Source organism: Streptomyces sp. NPDC096132 (genome assembly GCF_044763345.1).
GTDB lineage: Bacteria > Actinomycetota > Actinomycetes > Streptomycetales > Streptomycetaceae > Streptomyces.
On the sequence record NZ_JBIWGA010000051.1, the window covers coordinates 17,764 to 37,556 of the forward strand.

General features: G+C 68.4%; 20 protein-coding genes and 3 pseudogenes. 12 read left to right on the forward strand and 11 right to left on the reverse strand.

Annotated features, from left to right (window positions below; translation table 11 throughout):
* Positions 1-62: 62 nt before the first annotated feature.
* Both ACIRF9_RS50030 and ACIRF9_RS50035 read right to left on the reverse strand, forming a co-directional pair.
* Positions 63-1,634, reverse strand: coding sequence for a class I adenylate-forming enzyme family protein (locus ACIRF9_RS50030; RefSeq protein WP_403837083.1), 1,572 nt, complete (start codon positions 1,632-1,634; stop codon positions 63-65).
* A gap of 431 nt (positions 1,635-2,065) precedes the next feature.
* The gene (locus ACIRF9_RS50035; RefSeq protein WP_403837084.1) at positions 2,066-2,593 is read right to left on the reverse strand and encodes a hypothetical protein; all 528 of its coding nucleotides are present in this window, start codon (positions 2,591-2,593) and stop codon (positions 2,066-2,068) included.
* Positions 2,594-3,041: 448 nt separating this feature from the next.
* Between ACIRF9_RS50035 and ACIRF9_RS50040 the strand changes: the two genes are divergently transcribed.
* The 3 genes from ACIRF9_RS50040 to ACIRF9_RS50050 all read left to right on the forward strand — a co-directional run bounded on the left by ACIRF9_RS50040 (position 3,042) and on the right by ACIRF9_RS50050 (position 5,814).
* Entirely contained in the window at positions 3,042-3,389 is a 348-nt protein-coding gene (locus ACIRF9_RS50040) for a hypothetical protein (protein WP_403837085.1), read from the forward strand.
* The gene (locus ACIRF9_RS50045; RefSeq protein ID WP_403837086.1) at positions 3,380-5,188 is read left to right on the forward strand and encodes a hypothetical protein; all 1,809 of its coding nucleotides are present in this window, start codon (positions 3,380-3,382) and stop codon (positions 5,186-5,188) included. Before ACIRF9_RS50040 ends, ACIRF9_RS50045 begins: the two co-directional genes overlap by 10 nt.
* A 200-nt stretch (positions 5,189-5,388) precedes the next feature.
* A complete protein-coding gene (locus ACIRF9_RS50050) occupies positions 5,389-5,814 on the forward strand; it encodes a hypothetical protein (RefSeq protein ID WP_403837087.1) in 426 nt (141 codons plus the stop codon).
* Positions 5,815-7,243: 1,429 nt separating this feature from the next.
* On the opposite strand, the gene ACIRF9_RS50055 is transcribed toward ACIRF9_RS50050, so the two are convergent.
* Complete coding sequence (locus ACIRF9_RS50055) at positions 7,244-7,621, reverse strand: winged helix-turn-helix transcriptional regulator (protein WP_403837088.1); 378 nt, start codon at positions 7,619-7,621, stop codon at positions 7,244-7,246.
* A 49-nt stretch (positions 7,622-7,670) separates the two neighbouring features.
* On the opposite strand from ACIRF9_RS50055, the gene ACIRF9_RS50060 reads away from it, so the two are divergent.
* Positions 7,671-8,414, forward strand: a complete 744-nt coding sequence (locus tag ACIRF9_RS50060; RefSeq protein ID WP_403837089.1) for an alpha/beta fold hydrolase — start codon at positions 7,671-7,673, stop codon at positions 8,412-8,414.
* A 628-nt stretch (positions 8,415-9,042) separates the two neighbouring features.
* Here ACIRF9_RS50060 and ACIRF9_RS50065 read toward each other — a convergent pair.
* Complete coding sequence (locus ACIRF9_RS50065) at positions 9,043-9,474, reverse strand: hypothetical protein (protein ID WP_403837090.1); 432 nt, start codon at positions 9,472-9,474, stop codon at positions 9,043-9,045.
* Positions 9,475-9,632: 158 nt separating this feature from the next.
* Positions 9,633-9,918, reverse strand: a pseudogene (locus ACIRF9_RS50070) (IS1380 family transposase); the annotation flags it as partial.
* Here ACIRF9_RS50070 and ACIRF9_RS50075 point away from each other — a divergent pair.
* Positions 9,912-10,197, forward strand: a pseudogene (locus ACIRF9_RS50075) (transposase); the annotation flags it as partial. The pseudogenes ACIRF9_RS50070 and ACIRF9_RS50075 sit on opposite strands and share 7 nt — an antisense overlap.
* 676 nt (positions 10,198-10,873) lie before the next feature.
* On the opposite strand, the gene ACIRF9_RS50080 reads toward ACIRF9_RS50075, so the two are convergent.
* Positions 10,874-11,287, reverse strand: a complete 414-nt coding sequence (locus ACIRF9_RS50080) for a cupin domain-containing protein (RefSeq protein ID WP_403837091.1) — start codon at positions 11,285-11,287, stop codon at positions 10,874-10,876.
* Between the two features lie 59 nt (positions 11,288-11,346).
* Complete coding sequence (locus ACIRF9_RS50085; protein WP_403837092.1) at positions 11,347-11,667, reverse strand: carboxymuconolactone decarboxylase family protein; 321 nt, start codon at positions 11,665-11,667, stop codon at positions 11,347-11,349.
* A gap of 222 nt (positions 11,668-11,889) precedes the next feature.
* Here ACIRF9_RS50085 and ACIRF9_RS50090 point away from each other — a divergent pair, with 222 nt between their 5' ends.
* Both ACIRF9_RS50090 and ACIRF9_RS50095 read left to right on the forward strand, forming a co-directional pair.
* Complete coding sequence (locus ACIRF9_RS50090) at positions 11,890-12,765, forward strand: helix-turn-helix transcriptional regulator (protein ID WP_403837093.1); 876 nt, start codon at positions 11,890-11,892, stop codon at positions 12,763-12,765.
* Positions 12,766-12,821: 56 nt separating this feature from the next.
* The gene (locus ACIRF9_RS50095; RefSeq protein ID WP_403837094.1) at positions 12,822-13,808 is read left to right on the forward strand and encodes an aldo/keto reductase; all 987 of its coding nucleotides are present in this window, start codon (positions 12,822-12,824) and stop codon (positions 13,806-13,808) included.
* 993 nt (positions 13,809-14,801) lie between these two features.
* Here the strand turns inward: ACIRF9_RS50095 and ACIRF9_RS50100 are convergent.
* Positions 14,802-15,797, reverse strand: coding sequence for a DMT family transporter (locus ACIRF9_RS50100; protein WP_403837095.1), 996 nt, complete (start codon positions 15,795-15,797; stop codon positions 14,802-14,804).
* Between the two features lie 110 nt (positions 15,798-15,907).
* Between ACIRF9_RS50100 and ACIRF9_RS50105 the strand changes: the two are divergent.
* The 4 genes and pseudogenes from ACIRF9_RS50105 to ACIRF9_RS50120 all read left to right on the forward strand — a co-directional run.
* Positions 15,908-16,045 (forward strand): annotated as a pseudogene (locus ACIRF9_RS50105) (Lrp/AsnC family transcriptional regulator); the annotation flags it as partial.
* Between the two features lie 6 nt (positions 16,046-16,051).
* Positions 16,052-16,372: an Lrp/AsnC family transcriptional regulator gene (locus ACIRF9_RS50110; protein WP_403837101.1), complete on the forward strand. Its 321-nt coding sequence runs from the start codon at positions 16,052-16,054 to the stop codon at positions 16,370-16,372.
* A gap of 289 nt (positions 16,373-16,661) precedes the next feature.
* The gene (locus tag ACIRF9_RS50115; RefSeq protein ID WP_403837096.1) at positions 16,662-17,186 is read left to right on the forward strand and encodes a hypothetical protein; all 525 of its coding nucleotides are present in this window, start codon (positions 16,662-16,664) and stop codon (positions 17,184-17,186) included.
* A 288-nt stretch (positions 17,187-17,474) separates the two neighbouring features.
* Positions 17,475-17,816 (forward strand): DUF5713 family protein, encoded by a 342-nt coding sequence (locus ACIRF9_RS50120; protein ID WP_403837097.1) that lies wholly within the window; start codon positions 17,475-17,477, stop codon positions 17,814-17,816.
* Positions 17,817-17,961: 145 nt separating this feature from the next.
* Here the strand turns inward: ACIRF9_RS50120 and ACIRF9_RS50125 are convergent, their stop codons facing one another.
* Entirely contained in the window at positions 17,962-18,930 is a 969-nt protein-coding gene (locus ACIRF9_RS50125) for a hypothetical protein (RefSeq protein ID WP_403837102.1), read from the reverse strand.
* A 217-nt stretch (positions 18,931-19,147) separates the two neighbouring features.
* Entirely contained in the window at positions 19,148-19,342 is a 195-nt protein-coding gene (locus ACIRF9_RS50130; protein ID WP_403837098.1) for a hypothetical protein, read from the reverse strand.
* 13 nt (positions 19,343-19,355) lie between these two features.
* Between ACIRF9_RS50130 and ACIRF9_RS50135 the strand changes: the two genes are divergently transcribed.
* Positions 19,356-19,577 (forward strand): hypothetical protein, encoded by a 222-nt coding sequence (locus tag ACIRF9_RS50135; protein WP_403837099.1) that lies wholly within the window; start codon positions 19,356-19,358, stop codon positions 19,575-19,577.
* Between the two features lie 76 nt (positions 19,578-19,653).
* Here ACIRF9_RS50135 and ACIRF9_RS50140 read toward each other — a convergent pair.
* A partial coding sequence (locus tag ACIRF9_RS50140; RefSeq protein ID WP_403837103.1) for a DUF6233 domain-containing protein occupies positions 19,654-19,793 on the reverse strand: 140 nt, incomplete at its 5' end.

Sequence of the window (19,793 nt, forward strand, 5' to 3'; positions counted from 1 at the left end):
GGCGGACCCTCGCCCCGCTCGGCAGCTCGCCTCGGCTTGCCCGGGCCCGGCCGGATCGACCGTCAACGACCTTCCTGCGGCGGCGTCAGCAGCCGTGCCAGCTCCAGGCGCTTGACCTTGGTGGTCGCGGTCTGGGGCAGTTCGTCCAACCGCCGCTGCACCGGCTCGGCGAGCGCGGGCAGATCGGCCACCGCCCGGCTCCACCGGGCGCGGTCGAGCGGCCGGTCGTCGCGCGTGCACACCACCGGAACAGGCGTGCCGGCCTCGTCGGGGACGATGACGACCTCCAGCAGTTCCGGCAGCCGGGTGAAGAGCTTGTCCTCGATCTCCAGCGTGCTGCAGATGCCGGGTATCTCGTCCACTTCCCGGTCCAGCAGATGCAGGCAGCCCCACCTGCTGCGGTAGCCGAGATCGCCCATCCGCCACCAGCCGTCCGCCGACAGCTGTTTGTCGAAACGTTCCTGTTCACCGAGGTAGGTGACGATCCGTCCACCGCTGAGTGCCTCGATGAAACCCGGCGAGTCCTTGGTGGGCGGCCGGCCGTCGCGGCTCACCACCCGGACGTCGGTCATCCCCGGAAAGGTCCGTCCCACGCACCTGCCGTCCGCGCCGGAGCGATGGCGCCGGGTGTACGTACGGGCCGCGATGGCACCGGTCTCGCTCTGGCCGTAGGTCTGGGCGAAGAACGGCAGGGCCCGTTCCGAGGCGGCCAGCAGGGTGACCACGGTACGGGGATGGATGGCGTCGAAGGTGTTGCTGAAGCAGCGCACCTTCGCCAGCGGCTTCGCCGGGTGGTCGGCGAGCACCTCCCAGTGCAGCAGGGTGTTGGGGTGCGACTCGATGACGCCCGGCGGTACCCGTGCGAACAACTCGGCCACCCGCTGCGGATCGTCGTCCCGCAACAGGATCAGCGGATGGCCGCGCAGTGCGAACAGCGCCACCCCGCTGATCATGCGCGAGTGCGCGAACGAGACATGGACGGCGACAGGCTCGCGCCGTCCCACCGGGGCCAGCAGTACCGACTGCGGACGGCAGCGGGCCAGAACGGTGTGCCCCGTCTGGACAGCCAGCTTCGGCAGGCCGGTCGTGCCCGAGGTGTGCGTGATCAGCGCCGGCAGGTTCTGCGGCATGGTCACCGCGGGCACGCGCTCGCACCCCGCGAGCGAGGACAGCGACACCGCTCCTGGGAAGCTGCCGGCGGCCACCAGCACCCGCTCCGACAGTTCGAAGACCTCGGGCGGGAGGTCCCGCGTCAGCTTGGTCTCGTCGGTGACCAGGGTGGGCCGACCGATCCGCCGCAGCAGCTCGGCGACCGTGGCGCCGTCCAGCTTGGGTGAGAGAAGCACCGGCACGCCGCCGACGCGCGCGACGCAGTAGGCGAGCAACGAGATGTCGAACCCGTCCGACTTGTGGATGACCACCCGCTCTCCGGGGCGCACCCGCGCGGCCCACAGCCGGGAGGCGAAGTCGTCGACCAGATCGGCCAGTTCTGTGAGCGTCGGGCGGCGCCCGACCTCGGGTGCGATGTCGAGATCGTGGTCCAGATGTACGGGGCTCGCCGGATGGCGAGCCGCCGCTCGGTCGAAGACCGTCCCCAGCCGGATCCCCTTGTTGGCGACACGCTGCAGAAACATGCCAACATCGTGGGACGCCCGCAGTGCGCGGCCAACGTGCGACCGCACACTGTGTCAACTCCGTGTTCCCCGCCCGGGAATGCGTCGTCGACTGGAAGCATGGTCATACGGCGGCCGAGGCGAGCTTGAGGCCGAAACCCACCAGGACGACGCCCGTGACCCGCTCGAACCACGCCTGCGTGGCTCCTGGTCCTTGAGCGGTGGCTCCGGTCGGCTCCGTGTGCGGGGGCTCTCCGGACTGTCGACGAGGCGGGGTTCGCAGCGGGGCTGAAACCGGGGCTGCGTTGTCAACGACCCTGCCTCATGCGGAGTGTTGCCATGCGCGCGCGGCATGCGGTTGGTCATCCGCAAGGAACGGCCGCACTTCGGTGCCCAGTTGAGGGTCACGGACGCGGCCGACTTTGTCGACGGACCGTTATGCAAGATCGAGGTCAGGCAGGGGAAAATACCACCGAGTTGCCGTTGACGGAGCAGCGGATGTTCCCTGCCGCTTGGCAGCTGGTACTCGGGCCCGCGATTCCCCCGTAATAGGACGTTGAGATCGTGGCTTCGTAACCGCCGTTATCAGATGTGATGCTGGCCTGGCCGTTTCCGAGTCCGATGACTCGATAAATAGGCATGTTCTGAGCACCTGCGGGGATCGGCGTATTGGGGGTACCTGAGATGGGGCCATTCAGGCTGGCCAGCACGAGATTGAAGCCTGCATTGTTCGTCACGATGATCGGCCCGAAGTCCTGGACCTGTCCGAGTCCTACACTGTGGTTTTGGCCGGTGGTCGCGTTGTCGCCGTAGGTGATGCTTCCGCATGCGGTGTTGTTGTGGTGGCCGACGACGTTGATGAAGCAGGGGTTGCCTTTGCCGCTGTCCTTGTTGTAGTCGTCGGCGTGTGCGGTGGTGCCGAGTCCGGTGAGAGTGAGGAGGGCCGTGGCGGCTGTGAGTGCGGTGCGGGTGAAGCGCATGGGGTTTCTCTCCTTGTGGTTGTGGCTTTGCATGGTGGGGGTGTGGGGGTGTTGGGGTGTGGGAGGCTGGCCGGGGGTCGCTTGGTTGGGGTAGGCATTTGGGTGGCTCTCTGGCGTGACAGCCAAGCCAAATGACACAGACAACCGAGAATCAAACGCTCGCTTAGGCGAGCGGGGCGATCGTTCGCCTGAATGTCGTGTCCCCGGCTCTTTGGGCCGGCCCGGATGGTCGCCTTCTGAAAACTGTGCAGCCGAGCGAGCTGATTTCCGGCGAGGCGGTGTCCGCGGCGATGGTCCCGTGGCATGAATCTGGCGTCATGGCGAGCTGGCCATGAAGGCCGAGCGGGTACCGCTCTCACGTTACTGAGGAGGTTCTTGCCCCACCCCGGGGCCTGCCTGAGCCGTCTGGTCTGAGCGGATGTCGGAGGTCCCTGGGAAGATCACGGCCATGGAGCTTCCCACCGTCCTTGCCGGGCTCGACACCCATCCGTGGTCCACCGTCAACCACGCCTACGGCCCGGCCGAAGACCTGCCCGGGTTGTTGCGCGCGTTCGCCGAGGGTGGTGAGGACGCCGAGGAGGCACTGGATGAGCTGTACGGCTCGATCGTGCACCAGGGCACCGTGTACGCGGCCAGTGTCGACGCCGCCCCGTACCTCGCCCGAGTCGCCGCCTCCGGCCGGCAGACCGTCGACGCGCTCCGGCTGCTCGGCCGCCTCGCCGAGAGCCAGGACGAATACGACGTCGAGCCGGGCGCCGTTCGGGCCGCCGAACCGCCCAACTGCCGTTGCTCATAACGCTGCTGGGCGATGAGGACGTCGCCGTCCGGCAGGCAGCCGGCTGGACGGTCGGCCACACCCGGGACACCTGCACCGCCCTGCCCGCCGTCCGGGCCCGCCTGGCCGCCGAGACCGAGCCCGGCGTACGGGCCGAACTCCTCACCGCGTACGGCCGGTTGGACCGCGTGGGTGCCGCCGCCGAGGCCCGCGTCCTGCTCGGCCCGGACACTCCCGCACCGCTGCGGCTGGCCGCCGTGTTCGCTGCGTTGGATGCCGGGGAGCCGTGGCTCGCCGCGCACCGCGACGCCGTCTTGGGCCTGTTGCCCGCGCGCGAGACGGCCAGGTCCGGCTACGCGGACGAGCACCGGGAGCCGCTTCGCACTGTCGTCGGGATCCTGCTGGGGCGGGACACCGGCGCCGACCGCGAGAGTGCCCTCGCGTTGCTCGACGCCGCGCTGCGTGACGAACGCCCCGAGGTGCGGGCCGAGGCTCTGTGGGCGGCCGACCGCGCCGTCACCCTGTCCCGCAGCGCCCCGCAGCGTCTGATCCCCGCGATCGCCCCGCTCGCCGCCGATGGGGCGGCCGCCCAGCTGTTGGGCAAGATCGGCCCGGCCGCCGCCGAGGCCGCGCCCGTCCTCGCCGAACTCGCCGCGCAGCCGGACGACGAGGCGGCTGACCAGGCCCTCGCCGCGCTCGTCTTGGTGGCGCCGCAGGCCGCCGCCCCGATGTTGGCCCGGGCCCTGGGCCGGCGCCCGCTCGCCATGCAGTGCGCCGCAGGGTCCCACGCGCCAGCCGATGTGCCCTTCCCGTTCGACCCGGAACTGTTCGCCGCGGTCCGTGCTCGCCTGGCCGCCAAGGTGCTGGAGCGTCCCGAGGGATGCAAGGACTGCGGTTGCTCGAGGACCGAGGAGCACAACGACATCGCTGGGCTGGTCCACCTGCTGCGGCAATGGGGCCCGCAGGCCGTCGAGGCGCTGCCCGAATTGTGTGCCGTCCTGCCCCGGTTCCAGTACGCCGCCACCGCGATCACCGCCGTCGCCGCCGGCATCGAGCCGGAGCAGCGCGAGCAGGCCGCCACCGCCTTGCGGGCCGGTGCCCGGAAGCTGTTCGTGGCGCAGGCACTGTACGAGCTGACCGGCGAGACCGGGCCGCTGCTGGCCGCCGCCGAGGCAGCGCTCGCCACCGGTGTGCGCGGCGGCGTCGAGGGCGCCCGCGCCGTGGCTGTACTCGGCCCGGCGGCCGCCCGCCTCACCCCGGCCCTGCGGACGGCGCTCGGCCGCACCATCGACCGCGGCACCACGCCGGAGGTGGACCTCGACCTCGCCCTGGCGCTCGCCCTGTGGCGGACCGCCGGTGAGGCGGCCGAGGTCGTTCCGGTGCTGGCCTCGGTGTTCGACAGCTGCGAGGGCCGGCAGTGGTTCCACTGGACGGCCGCCCGCGCCGCACGTGAGACCGCCGTGCTCGGCCCGGCCGGGCGCCCGCTGACCGCCCGGCTCGAAGCTCTCCTCGACGACCCGGCCCAGGCGCCCTCGGCCGTCCTCGGGCTGCTCGCCGTCGCCGATCCGGCCGTCCTCGACCGCACTCGGCTCGCCGAGGCGGCGCTGCAGTCGGCCGAGACCCGGGCCGACCCCAAGGGTGCCTGCGACGCCCTGCGGGCGCTCGGCACCGCCGCCCTGACGCTGGAGCAGCACGACCGGCTGGCCGCGCTCGCCACCGGGGACCGCCGCCTGGTCGTCTCCGGGTTCGACCACGCGATGATTCGCGAGGACGAACAGCTGCGCGCCGCGCTGGCGTCTGTCCTCGGCCGGGTCGGCTGAGGCCAGATCCTCTCTTTCGGATCTTGCCGGGTGCCCAACGCCGCGCGCCCAGGGAGACCCGAGAGAGAGGATCTGGCAGCGAGGCTCGCCGTGTCGGCGGTGACGCACGCGTACCGCAGCCTCCTCGACCGTCGCCGCGCGGCGCGCCCCAAGAGGAATATCGCGAGCCCACCTCAGCCGAATTGCCTACGCTCCAACCCATGCGAACCGTCTTCGTGTTTCCCGCAGGTGAGCGAGCTGAGACCGTCGCCTCGCTCGATCGGCATCTGCCCGAGCAACGCAATCCGTGGACTCTGGACGGCAACCTCTACATCGACATCGACGATGAGCAGACCGGCCACCTCTTCTCCGACTGGGATCCCGAGGATGTGGCCATCCTCGAAGCGGCCGTCGGACATCACCCCACTTGGGCGGTGCAGATCGACATCTCCGGGCGGATCGACGGCACCGCAGAGGTTCACCAAATGATCGCGTTACTACTTGAGCATGGAGGCGTGGCAACGGACGACTACACCACCCACCCATGGACCATGCCGGAAATCCTGTCTGAAGCGGTGATCGACGGCCTGCGCTTCTTCGACTTTCGCGGCTACCACGGACTCAACCGCGAACACGGGCGCTCCTGACTCGATCAACTCACGAGCGCAAGTTCACAGAAGCCTGCATCCGCTGCCCGGTCCTTCGGATGGACCCCCGCCGGAAGCGCCGCCTCATCGAGATCATCCGCAAGCTCCGTGACCGCGGCTGAGAGGCCCGCGTCAACGGCTGGCTCGGCGAGGTCGAAGGGCCTCAGGTCAGCTTCGACGCGGCGATGGCCGAACTCAACAGCCTGAAGAACATCCCTACCGACGGACGCCCTCAACTGGTCGACCTGGGCATGCCCGTCTTCACCGACGACGCATCACCGTCTCAACCGCATGGAGGAGAACCCCGACCACAAGGCTGATCACCCCGCACCTCCGCGCCCCGTCCGCTCGGCGCCGAGTCGCCTGGCGGCGGGGACGCCGATCCCGGTGCACCGCCACCACGCGCGCCATGTCCCGTGCCCCCGAACTCGTCCCCGACGTTGTGGTCAGTCACTGTGGAACGAGCCCGTTTCGACAACGCCGATTCAGCGAAGTGACCTGTGATGGGATGACCAGGTAGCTGCAGTTTTCTGGGCAGGAACGTCGCAGAGCTGCGCCGCAGGATGCTACGGGCGCAGGACGGGACGTGCTTCAGCGTAGCGCGGTGCCGTCCTTGGCTGCGCTGTGCCTTGCGATTTCAAGGCCGAGCCGCGTGCGGGCCAGGCTTCAGGTCGCCCACACGGCGTCGGGTGGAGCCCGAGCCGGTATGACCGGACGTTGGTCCGCGACCAGCTCGTCCGAGCCGCTGCGGAGCCGCCTCTTGATCGCCCGAGGTGCGCGCCGCGCCCATGCCCTTGTCTAGGCATGGTCGGGGTAGGCGACTGAGCCCGGATGCCGCAGATGCATCATGCGTATGGTCGTTTCGCAACGTCACATGCTCCGCACCGGAACCCCAGTCTCCCGCGAGCACTGCGGCGCCAGCCACAAACAACTCTCAACCCACATGCTTTATAGGCGACTTGATGCCCTGCAGTCTTGTCCTGCCGTACGGTGATCGGTCGAGTGAGACGGCATCGGCTGACCTTTTCGAGTCAATTGTCGATACAGATCTAAATCCTCCTGGCTGGTGTGCAACCGCAGGTCGGCGGCATCGCTACCTGTAGGAGGCAGTTGTGGAGCAGGATGACGGTGCCGTCACCGGATCTTCTCGGGCTCCCCGCTGCCGCGGCACGGCTATCACCGGGTGCGGGCTCACCTCCGCCGCAATCCGACACGCAGGGGTGCCAAGCGCATGAGTGCCTGGATGATCGCCGGGCTCGTCGCCGGAGTCTGGCTCTGGGGGCAAGGTGTTCAGGTTCGGTGAGGCCGCTTCAGCCCCGCCAGCCTCCCCCGGGCCTTCGGTCTCGGCAGCGGTCGGCCGCTGATGGCCCGGAGCGATCACGGATGCGGCGCCCAGCGGCCCCGTCACCTGTCCGGCGGCGGTCACGGGTCAGGAGTCGTTGGTGCTGTTCTGCTGCGCCGCTTCCTGGAAATCGGCGACGGCGGCGCCGTACGTCTTCGCCCAGTCGGTCAGGGCGGCGATGGGTTCGGTGAGGGTCTGGCCGAGGTCGGTGAGGTTGTATTCGACGCGTGGGGGTGCCTCGGCGTAGGCACGGCGTTCGATGAGGCCGTAGCTCTGAAGTCTGCGCAGTGTCTGGGTGAGTACCTTGCGGGAGATGCCACCGACGAGGTCGACGAGTTCACCGTGTCGGCGGGGCTTGCGACTCAGGGCGAACAGAACGACGACGGACCATTTGTTGGTGATGATGTCGATGGCGAGCCGGGCGGGGCAGTCGGCGAGGAAGACGCTTCCGGCTGAGTCGTGCATGGCCGAAGGTTACCAGGAGGTACCTATCGGCTCCGTACCGTCTTTCTGCATGAGTACGTCGCACACGAAAACCTATGTTCTTGTCCATGGTGCTTGGCACAGCGGGCGCGTCTGGGACCGGGTGGTTCCCTTGCTGACCCGGGCCGGGCATCAGGTGTTCGCCCCTTCGCTGACCGGTCACGGCGAGAAGGAACACCTACTCACTCCAGACGTCGACCTGGACACCCACGTTGCCGACGTCGTCGCTGTCCTCAACGAGTGGGATCTCAGCAACGTGGTGCTGGTCGGGCACAGTTACGCCGGGATGGTCATATCCGGCGTGGCCGGCGAGGTCCCGGACCGGATCGCGCATCTGGTCTACGTCGATGCGATGGTCCCGACTGACGGTGAGAGCGCCCTGGACGTCATACCGGAGAAGACCCAGCGACTGATCGACGCGGCCGCCGCCTCCGACGCCCCCTGGCGCATCCCGCCCGTGCCGGAAATGCCCGCGCCCATGGGTCTGTTCGGGGTGACCGACCCGGCGGACACGGCGTGGCTGCGCACGATGCTGTCGGATGAATCGGTGCGCTGCTTCCTCCAGCCTGTCCGGCTGGACACCCCGGCCGTGGAAGCGATTTCCCGGACGCACATCCACTGCGTCGGCAGCGCACCGGGAGACGTCACGCGCCGCCCGGTTCCGGCCGTGCAGCCCAACGGCGCTGCGTCGCAGGTGTGGGAACTGCAAAGCGGCCATGACTGCATGGTCACCGCTCCGGACGCACTCACCGACCTGCTGTTGAAGGCCGGCTGACCGGTTGCCGGTTGCCTGGCGACGGCAGGTCTTCCGCCGCTCAAGGCTCAAGAAAGGCAAGCACCTCGTGCACCGGGCAGTCGGACTCCGGTGGCCGCAGGGAGCGTCCGGATACTTTGCGTGTTCGCAGTTTTGAGCCGGGCCGGGCGGTGATGTCCACCGGTGTCCGGTGTTGGCGGGGCAGGATGCGGATGTACGCACAGCCTCGGTGATCACGTAGCCGTCGGAGAACCTCGCCTTCACGAAGACCACTGGCGATCGCGGTCAACGATCTCGCACCCGCCAGTACGCTCGCCGAGGCCGCCGCCAGCGGGAAACGTCGGAGGCGGCGGCCGCGCGGATCCGGCAGACCGGCAAGAATCCGGGTCAGACAGACAGCGTCGGGCAGTGGCTGCGGTGATGGAGCACGGGCCAGTTGCTCCAGCCCCTCTGCCAACAACCACACCGCCTTCCCGCCCGCTCGCCGCGATCCACGCAGCACCTTGCCATCGACCGCCACCGCCCGTCGGTGGCCAGAGAACACCGCGTCGTTGAAGGACACGGTGCCGCCGGCGAACTCCGCACGGGGAAGCGGACGGGTGGGGATGCAGGCAGGGTCCGGTTGTGGTCATGCGGATTTGCCGCTACCTCAGGCCACGCCCTCCTGGCTACCCCCCAGGTCGCAGTCGTGGCCGGCGCTGAGGTAGCCGGCGCCGCTGTTGGAGTAGTCGCTCTCCACGCTGCCGCAGGCCTGCACCCACACAGCCGCACCCTCGGGGATGTTCCACGGGTGGATAGTGTCGTCCTGGTTACATCCGGTGTTATTGCGAACCGTCCGGAAATGCCATCCGTACCCGGACTTGTACCACGTCAGCTGAGCCCAGACGGTGTCACCGTCGCACTTGGAGTCGTGAACGATGAAATTATCGCCGTCGGCCCAGAATTGCGCGTTGCCGTCACCGTTGCTTGCGTAAGAAATGGGCGAGTTCGTGCCTGCGCTGGCGGAGGTGGCGGTTCCGATGACCAGGCACGCTGCCACAGCGGCGACAGCCGAAAGGCGACCTCGGGATATTGCTTTCATCTCGGATATTTTCCGATCTGGAGGAAATCAGGGAGCGGCTGCGCATTAATCACCTGAATCGGCGTATTGTGCAGCACGTGTCCGCGTAGGCTCTCACGCGGGGTACACCGTGATCAAGGGATACGTATGGTTCTGGTTGCCCGTTGCTGAGCATGCGTCAACCGGGCCCCGGGATACGGCCGTTCCTTGCCGACGATCAGCCGCATGCCCTTGGGCCGGCCGTCGAGGACATCGCCGGTGAGCTCGGCGGCCCAGGCGCCGTCACGGATCTCGCCGTCCGTCTCGAGGGCCGGTATCCGGGCCGAGACCGGGATCTTCAGCACATGCTGGTGAATCGCTATCACCATGCCGACCGAGTAGGAGGCCACCACCCCGCCGGGCCGGCCAGGCAACGAACTCATGGGTGCCGCCGCCGGAATCGCACCGGATGAGGGTCTGCCGCCCCCCCCCGCCGGCGTCCGGCCAAGCTTCAAGCCGACAAGAGATACGACTACGACCATCTGCGTCAATGGCTCCGTAAGAGGGGTATGCGTCACCGCATCGCCCGCAAGGGAATCGAGTCCTCCACACGGCTGGGCCGCCACCGCTGGGTCGTCGAAAGGACGGTCTCCTGGCTCGCCGGCCGCCGCCTGCACCGCCGCTACGAACGTAAGGCCGAGCACTTCCTCGCCTTCGTCGGCGTGCGCCGCAGCCCTCATCAGCTGCCGCCGCCTTGCTCGGTGAAGTGATCCGGAAGTGACGGACGCCAGCTCATCGCCAGGACTGTTGCGTCTCAGCACGCCGGCGACTCGGCTCAGCCATCCCGTGCGGGGCTGATTGTCTCTATCGATCAGGAAGCGCGCTGTCTGCAGCGGGTCACGCGGGGGCTGGCCCACCTGGTGACGTTGCCAGTAGTGGGCCGGTTTCCGTTCCAGATCGGCCAGGTCGCCCCTGCCAGTCCTGGTCAGCACGACCGAGCCATCTGGCCCCTCGGGAGCAGTCAGCGCCAACACGCCACCGCCCGGTGAGTACGCCTGTCGGAAGGGAGACCCATAGGGGTCACGGTGACAGCAGCCCTCGTCGTGCCGCACCAAAATAAACGGTGTTAAACGGTTGACGTGCCCTTCGACGGCTCCGGAGCTGTAGTCGAGCGTCATAACGGCGAGGACGGCGTCCCAGCCCTGGCGGAGGAAGCCGGCGAAGCCCCGCACGGGCCCGGGCCCGTTGGTCTCGGCCTCGCGGACCCAGTCGGCGAGGAGATGTCCTCGGCGGTCGCGGACCAGGCAGCGAACCCAGCCGTTTCGACTTTTGTGACAGTGAACCTGGTCGTGCGGGGTGAGCACGCTGGGGGTGTTGGCAAGGCCGGCGGCGCGACCTGTCGGCCACTGGCCCACGCTGGGCTGGAGGGGCGTGTGGGCTGTCATTGGCCGATGTTGGCCAGGGCGGCGGTGTACTGCTCGTCGGTGACAGGCTCCAGCCAGGTGGTGCCGTCTCCGCTTTCGTCGCCGACGACCATGGCGATGTGGGCCACGAGGGTGGTGTCGGTGGCGCCGTGCCAGTGCTCCTCGCCGGCCGGGCACTTGACGGTCTCTCCGGCGGTGATCCGCACCACGTTGCCGTCGCGGGTGCCGACCAGACCGACCCCGTCGGTGACGTACAGGACCTGGCCCTTGGCGTGGGAGTGCCAGTTCGTCCGGGCGCCCGGGGTGAAGCGCACCAACGCGGACGCCAGGCGGGCCGGGTCGGAGGGCGCCTCGATCACGTTCAGGTAGACGTCGCCGGTGAATCGCTCGGCCGGGGCATTGACGGTGGGGGTTTCCGTGATGTGTTCCACGACTGTTTCCTTGATCCGAAGGGCTGGCTGGGGTGCGGGGGAGGTGAGGGTGCGGGGCGTCAGGAGGCCCGCTCATCGATGATCTTCTTCAGCTGGTTGATCGCGGTCATGGCACCTGGCCAGCCGGCGTAGAAGGCCAGGTGTGTGATCGCCTCGGACAACTCTTCCACCGTGAGCCCGTTCTCCAGCGCCACACCCAGGTGGTACGGCAGCTGCTCGCTGCGGTACAGCGCGGCCAACACGCTCACCGTCACCAGACTCCGGTCCCGCGGCGACAACTCGGCGCGTTCCCACACGTCGCCGAAGAGCACGTCGTTGGTGACTTCGACAAGCTTCGGCGCGATCCCAGCCAGCGCCTGGGGCGCGGACTGCTTCACCATCTCAAGACTCCCTGCTCTGATTCGCGTACGTTCCGGTAGATCCGCTGCCTGTGAGAGTTCACCCGGCGGGCGCCCGGGGCAGGCGCCTCAAGAGGTGTCCCGCAGGTGCGCGGCGCCACCGATGTAGAGGAAACAGCAGGCCAGGCGGGTGGGGAAGGCACGCCCGTTACAGGTACTGACAGGGCCCCCCTCATCCGGCCCGGCCGACCTAGCCTGGATCGCGTGAGTACCGAGAGCGACATCCGCGAGTTCCTCGCCTCCCGGCGCGCGAAGATCACCCCGCGACAGGCCGGCCTGCCCGCCTACGGCGGCAACCGGCGCGTGCCGGGGCTGCGGCGCGAGGAGGTCGCGCTGCTCGCCGGGGTCAGCGTCGACTACTACGTCCGTCTGGAGCGCGGTCACCTCGCCGGGGCCTCCGAGGAGGTCCTCGACTCCGTCGCGAACGCCCTGCGGCTGGATGACGCCGAGCGCGCACACCTGTACGACCTGGCCCGCGCCGTCGCCAGACGTCCCGCCCGCCGCACGAAACGTGCCCGCGGCCCGCTGCCGGACAGCGTGCTGCGTGTCCTTCACTCCATGACGGACTCCCCGGCCTTCATCCGCAACGGCCGCCTCGACATCCTCGCCGCCAACCGCCTGGGGCGCGCGCTGTACGCGCCCCTGTTCGCCGATCACGGCGTTCAGAGGGTCAACATCGCCCGCTTCCAGTTCCTGGACCCCGCGGGGAGAGACTTCTTCCCCGACTGGGAGGAGTCCCTGAACACCACGGTGTCCCTGCTGCGTACGGAGGCCGGAAGGGCTCCCGGCGACAGTGACCTGACCGGGCTGATCGGTGAACTCGTCACGCGCAGCGAGGAGTTCCGCACCGCCTGGGCCCAGCACAACGTGCGCCTGCACCACACCGGCCGCAAAGCTGTGCGCCACCCGGTCATCGGGGAGATCAGCCTCGACTTCGACGCGATGGAGCTGCCCTCGCAGCCGGGCCTGACCCTGACCGCCTTCTCCGCCGAGCCCAGCACGCCGGCCCACGACACGCTGCGCCTGCTGGCCGCGTGGGCGGCCTCGGAGGACGCGTCCGCTGCCGCCGACCGCGGCTGAACAGCGTCCCCGGGCCACAGGCTTTCGTTCACCCTCACCATACGAGGAGCACCCCGATGCACATCCGTACACTCGGCCAGGGCCTTGAGGTCTCGGCAATCGGTCTGGGCTGCATGGGCATGTCCCAGAGCTACGGCCCCAACCCCGGCGACCGGCAGGACATGATCGGCGTGCTCCGCGCCGCCGTCGACCGGGGCATCACCTTCTTCGACACCGCCGAGGTCTACGGCCCCTACGTCAACGAAGAACTCGTGGGCGAGGCACTCGCGCCGGTGCGCGACCGGGTCGTCATCGCCACCAAGTTCGGCTGGCGCATCGAGGACGGCACGCCGACCGGGCTCGACAGCCGCCCCGAACAGATCAAGCGTGTCGCTGAAGCCTCGCTGCGCCGGCTGCGCACGGACACCATCGACCTCTTCTACCAGCACCGGGTCGACCCCGACGTCCCCGTCGAGGACGTCGCCGGCGCGGTCGCAGAGCTCGTACAGGCGGGCAAGGTTCGCCACTTCGGCCTGTCCGAAGCCTCCGCCTCGACGATCCGCAGGGCCCACGCCACCCACCCCGTGACCGCCCTGCAGAGCGAGTACTCCCTGTGGACCCGCGACCCCGAAACCGAGATACTGCCCACGCTCGCCGAACTCGGCATCGGGTTCGTGCCATTCAGCCCGCTCGGCAAGGGCTTCCTCACCGGCACCGTCGACCCCACGACCGCGTTCACCGAAGGCGACATCCGCACCACCATCCCACGGTTCAACCAGGACAACCTCGCCGCCAACCAGGCCCTGGTCGACCACGTCGCCACACTCGCCCGCGCAAAGAACGCCACCCCCGGGCAGGTCGCCCTGGCCTGGCTCCTCGCCCAGCACCCCTGGATCGCCCCGATCCCCGGCACCCGACGCATCGAACGTCTGGAGGAGAACGCCTACGCGACACAGATCGCCCTGTCCGCCGACGACGTGGCCGACCTCGACGCCACGGCGGCCCGCATCGGCGTACACGGCGACCGCTACAACGACCAGCACATGCGCCTCGTCGACAAGTGACACGGCTGACTGCCACCCGGCACCCAGCCTTACGTGCGGGCGCCCGATCGGAACCCGACCGGGTGCGAGCAGACACGGCCTGCGACGCCCTGGTCCAGGGCTCCGACTACCTGAACCTCCTCCGGCGCAAGGCGCCCCCCGGCCGAGTCCCCATGCGCCATCCGCTCCGCAACAGCCAGTGGGAAACGGGTCTGAGATCAATGGGCGGCCGGGCTCGCTGAGACACGTGCAAACCCGCTGCTCAGACGAGCGTCTAATGACGCGGCCGGCGAGAATCTACAGCCATCGAACCCAGCCGACGCTGATCATTGCCATCCAATTGAGCCGCCCCGGATCACGGGTCTGAACCTCCGCGTTCGGCACGACCGGCGTTGACAACCAACCCAGTCCGCACAGGTCGGAGACTTCGATCGGACTAGGTTGGCTGTCAACGGACAGTTGCCCTCAGATACACTCCAACCAGCGATAGCACCACAGCTGTTGCACTGGCTGGAGTTCGACCACGAGTGGCTGAGCTGCACAAACCCGAGGTGCATACCACTACGACAGCCTCACTCCCCCAGAGCAGTCGGGGAAGCCGTACGCTGTCGCCACGGCCCCAACAGTAGTTCGACCCGGCGGCAGCGCTGCCCGTACGACGCGACGGCAATACGCGCCCGGCAGCTTCTGCTGATGACGGAGTCAGGGCTGGTCAGGCGGGGCGTCCTGCAAGTGCCAGCCGCGGGCGGCCATGCATACCCGGAGTCCTCGGGCTCACCGATCCTACGAATGACCGGCGTGGGCCCGCGCCAGAACGGTAGGACAAGCTGAGAAGCTGTGTCAGAACCGGTGATCTGTGACGTTCTGTAACTGATGCCGGTGGCGGAGCCAGGCACCGCGAGTCGCAACAGGGGACAGAATCGGCCATGCTGGCTTGGCTGCCCCTCTCCGGACGCTCCAGGTGTTGGAGTACGGCCTTGGCTCCCTAGTCGTGTACGGACCAATGTCCCAGGCTCAGGTCACTTCGCTCGTTGATGCCGCGCTGGTCGGCGGCGTCCCGTTCGTCATGCTGCGGGTTCGGTCAAGTGACCTCCCCGCAAGCAGTGGATGCGTGGGTCCGTTTTCACGATGGCACGGCGCGATGTTGAACACGGTCACGCCGGTGACGATGAGCGCGAGGGCAGCGCTCACGCCTGGGGTGATGGGCTCGCCGAAGAGGGGGATGGCGAGGAGAGCTGTCAGGACGGGGCTGGTCGCGCCGGCTGTGGCAGCGAGGTTGCTGCCGAGTGCGCGCACCGCGTAGGCGTAGCACAGGGTCGAGAGCAGTCCCGTCCCGATGCCCTGGAGGCCGGTGAAGAGCAGAACGTCGGAGATGCCGGCGGTGCCGTTCCTCAGGTGTGAGGGCATAGCGGCGAAGGCGGCAAGCAGGGCGGCTGTGATTGCGGCGGGTGAGCACACGGCGAGCACGACGCCGGTCAGACCGAGCTTCGTCTGGCGCAGGCCGATCGTGTAGACGGCCCAGGCGCATCCGGCGGTGAGGAGAACGCCTATGCCCGCGGTCGTCGCGGTGGACGTCGTCTGCATCGCAGTCGCTGCGATACCCGCGGTGATCGCGGCCAGGGCGATCAGACCCCGGGGGGAGATCCGTTCCCGCCACCGGAGATACAGGATCGCAGCGACGAACAGCGGGACCGTGCCGGGGATGAGGAGACCGATGAGCGCCGCGGAGGCCAGGCGTCCGCCGAGTGCGGAGAGGAGAAAGTGCGGCAGGCCACCGATGCCGAGCATCAGAAGGACACCGATCCGTTCGCCGCGCAGCGCACGGAATGTACGCGGAAGCCATGGCGCCAGGATGACGACGGGTGTCGCGAAGCGGAGAAACGCCACGTCGATCGAGGTGAGGCTGGACGAGCCGATCCCTCTGACCGTCAAGGCGAACGAGGACCACAGCACAACCGCAGCCACGAGAGCGGCCACTCCCGTCAACCTTGTACGCATCTGATTGGCCATCGCCATCTCCTTCCATCCCTGCTCTACAGCGAGCAATCCTAGGAAGGTGGCGGTAGCATGCGATTGCGAATTCTGCTTCTCAGTCGGCGTTCTATGGAAGAATCTGCTAAATGGCGACCTTGGATGACATCGACCGGCACATCCTCCTCGAACTCCAGCGAGACGGCAGACTCACCAATCAAGAGCTTGCGGATCGCGTGGGGCTCTCACCGTCACCGTGCCTGCGGCGTGTGCGGCTCTTGCAGGAGAGTGGCGTGATCCATGGCTACGCGGCGATCCTCTCCCAGGAAGCGCTCGGGCTGTCCATCACCGCCTTCGTGCGGATGACACTCCTCGCCCATACCTCGGAGGTCGTCGACGCCGTCGAGGAGAAGATCCGCTCGATTCCCGAGGTGGTCGAGGCGTACCTGCTTGCCGGCGATGACGATTACCTCGTCAAGATCGTCATCGACTCCTTCGCCGCGTACGAAGACCTCGTACGGCGAGAGCTGCGGACCCTCCCGTCACTGTCCTCGATCAAGACGACATTCGCCTTCGCCGTCACCAAACCGCCATCGCCACTCCCCATCCCCTGAGCCGCGCACCCTCGGCAGCCGTGACCATGGTGACCACCGGCCCGGGGGCCTTGTACATCCTTCGCACGGTCAGAGAACGGGCGGCGAGCCAAGCCGACGTCGGGGAGCGTCGCGCATCAGCAACTGGCCGCGTTGCCTCGTACGGGCGTGGGTGGACGCCGACGCCAGGACATCGGCGTCCGTTGGACGCTTCTGGTGCCTGGTGGTGACGCGTCACACGCGTGGATCCTGGCCGGTTGCCGCCTTCACCCTTGGCCTTGGGGCTCGGAATGCTGGTGGCGAACCTGCAATGACCACGCCGACCGGGGGAGCGATCCCGACCATGGTCCACTTACGTAGATTCGCTGCCGCAACAGTCGCGTGCGCCGCCCTGACGCTCGGCATCGGGGGTACCGCGAACGCGGCCGACCCCGCCGTCGGCACACCGGCCGCCCACCAGGCCGTCACCCGCACGGCGCCCTCCGCACCTGTGGGCGTCCAGAACCTCGGCCCCACGGCAACGTCGCCCTACACCTCGCCGGCGTCCACCGCGGGTCACGTCACCCCCGGCCAGACCTACACGTGCGAGTACCTGAACTTGTGCGAGCTGGTCTGGGACCCCACCACCGCGAACTGGGAACTGTTCAAGCAGGACCCCTGTAACCGGTACTACGTGTACTACTGGGACGGCGGCGGGTACTACATCAACAACCAGACGACCGGCACCGTCTCCAGCTTCTATGGCAGCAGCGGCAACACGCTGTGGACGGATACCTCACCGACTGGCCAGACGTACGCCGACTGGACCCCGGTGTACTCGCTCCGCAACTGCTGAACCCGTTCGGCGGTGCTCCCGCCCACGCAGACGGGCCCTTCCCGGTGATCACCAGGAAGGGCCCGTCTGCCTTTCCCGGGGCTTACTGCTGCGCTCAGGGCCTGAGCTCGATACAGCGCATCCGGCGTTGATCCACCGACCAGCGGCAGCCAGGTGTCCCGCTCGCGGCGTCTGGGGAGTGTTGTGAAAGTCCTGGTCGCGTGGGGTCTGCCCTGTCTGGGTGGCGCCGTTGTCAGTGGTGTTGTGCATGATCGGCGCGTCAGCTTTTCGCGGAGGTAGGAAAGTGCCATGCCGATCACAAACCAGCAGGTAGCGGGACATGCGTTCCTCTGGCAGATGTACGACGACCCGTACTTCCCTGATCACGTAGTCGACGGAGGAAAGGCGATCCTGCTGCGGCTGTGCGAGCGCATTGAGGGCGGGCAGCCGTCGGATCTCGATGCCCTGTATGGGCTCACCCAGGCTGCGACGGAGGAGTTCAATCTGCTGGACAGGGAGTTCGTGGCGGCCGGGAGCGGGATCGAGACGGTTGCGCGTGAGTGGATCTGCGACGAGTTTTGTTTCGTCGCGGCGGCATACGGGTTCACGGACGCGGATGCGGAGGTGTTGACCGCCGGCCGGGATTGGTAGACGAGTACGGGAAGGCCACCTCCGTTCAAAGCCGTTCGTTGAGAGCTGCGATCAGCGCGGTCGCCTTGTAGCGGACGGCGAGGGTGCCTGCGTCTGAGGGACGACTTCGCTAGGAGGCGTCCCTGGTCCTTCGCCGCCAAACGCCCTAGGCGAGCGCCCATTGGGGCGCGTGTCCAGGGTCGGCCGGGCAGGTGAATACGTGCAGGTCCCGGTCCCGGCCGAAGCGGAGCCGGGTGGGTTGGGCGACGGATTGGCCACCCCGGATCGATTCCTTCCCCCTCAGGGTCGGGTCACGGTCCTCCAGGGGCACCCAGCTGTGCGAGCCGGCGTCCATCTCGTAGCCCTCGGCCGTCAGCAGCAGTCGCATGGGGGTTGCGCAGGATGCGCAGTCGATGGCCATCGGGCCCGTCGACGCCCAGCAGGGGTAGCCACCGACGCGCCAGCCGGGAGGGATCGACAGGTCGTACTGGTAGCTGGGGGCGTCGGGGCCGTGTTCCACTACCTGGGCGTCGTCCCACGCGTCGATGCGTGCGATCAGCGAGGCGGGCAGCGTGTCGTCCTCCGCCCAGGGATAGGTGTCCACCTCTTCCGGGTGCAGGACACATGGTTCGGGGAGTTCGTGCTCGCATCGAAGCAGGGGCACTTCGGGCGGAGCGGCGAGGAAGCGTTCCGCGTGCTCGGTATCCCGTGCCCGTCGCCACCGCAGGCGGTAGCGGCGCTCCAGGTACGGGCCGTGGGTGAAGGGGCAGCGGAAGAGCTGCACCAGGTCCGCGCCGTCGGGCCCGCAGGCAAGGCCCGGGATGTCACGGCGGAAGAGCTGGGCCAGCCCCACGAAGGGCACCGGACCGTCCTTTCCGGGAGTTTCTGTACGCGGCCATGGGCGGCTCGGCGGCCAGACGCCTGCGGCGCGGGCGCTGCGGATCTCCTCCGGGGTGTACCCCTCGGTCTCGTGCTGGTGCGGCTCGTGGCACAGCGGCCATGGTTCGTCTTCCGGCCACAGCATCGGCCCGCCGACGTGACTGTCGTGCATGCCAGGCCGCCCCGGTCTGGGGTGCAATCGGGTCGTCTGGGCCCGGTAGCGGGCCAACTCCGGGAACACGGCCTCCACGGACACCGGTCTGGCCGGCGTGGTCCTCGTCATGCGCAGACCGTACGCGGCCGGGCAAACGCCACGCGAACGGATTGCCGCGAGCCCGGTGCACTACCCGGAGGCCGACGTGGGGTGCCTCCCGTTCTCGCGCACATCGACCTCAGCCCTGGGGTGAGTACCTTCCGAACCGGTGCACATCCGCTGTCGCCACCCGTGCTCAAAGCCGGCCGACGACCGAATCTCAGCTGTCGCCCTCACCTCGTAGTTGAGAGAAGCAGGCGTGCTCGTGGACGCAGGCGGTGCCGTAGGCACGGGCGCAGGTGCCGACGGACAGCTTGCGGCGTTCGAAGTGGCCGAGGAAGTCCTCCCGCTCAGCTTCGGTGGGGGGTCCGGTACTCCTCGGCGGGACGCAGGGCTCGGCGGAGTTCGAGAACACCTACACAGATGCCATGGCGAAGATCATCGAGGCGATGTGGGAGGGGAAGCTTCTCGCGGGGGCGTCGGGGCCGGAGGCGCCTGGCCGGGTTCTCGATCTCATGGCGGCGCTGAGCGAGTGGGTGGCCCAGGCGAGGGCGGCTCGCGGTGAGGACGCGGCGGTGCGCGAGATGGCCGGGGCGAGGAGGAAGGCCGCCGCCGGGAAGGCGGCCGCGCAGAAGCGGCCGCCCGAGTAGACCGCGGCGAAGAAGACGACAGCCAAGAAGGCGACAGCCAAGAAGACGGTGGCCCGCGAGCCTCGCAGTGCCTGACTCATCCTTCCGGGTAGCGGGGCGCGCTGTCCGGCCGGCAGTGCGAGCAGGCCGGTACGCCGTCGGTGAGCGCGCGCAGGGCCGTCGCCCGGTCGACGCCCTTCGAACGCTTCCCCGCGTTCCAGCAGTCGCCGGTGTGCA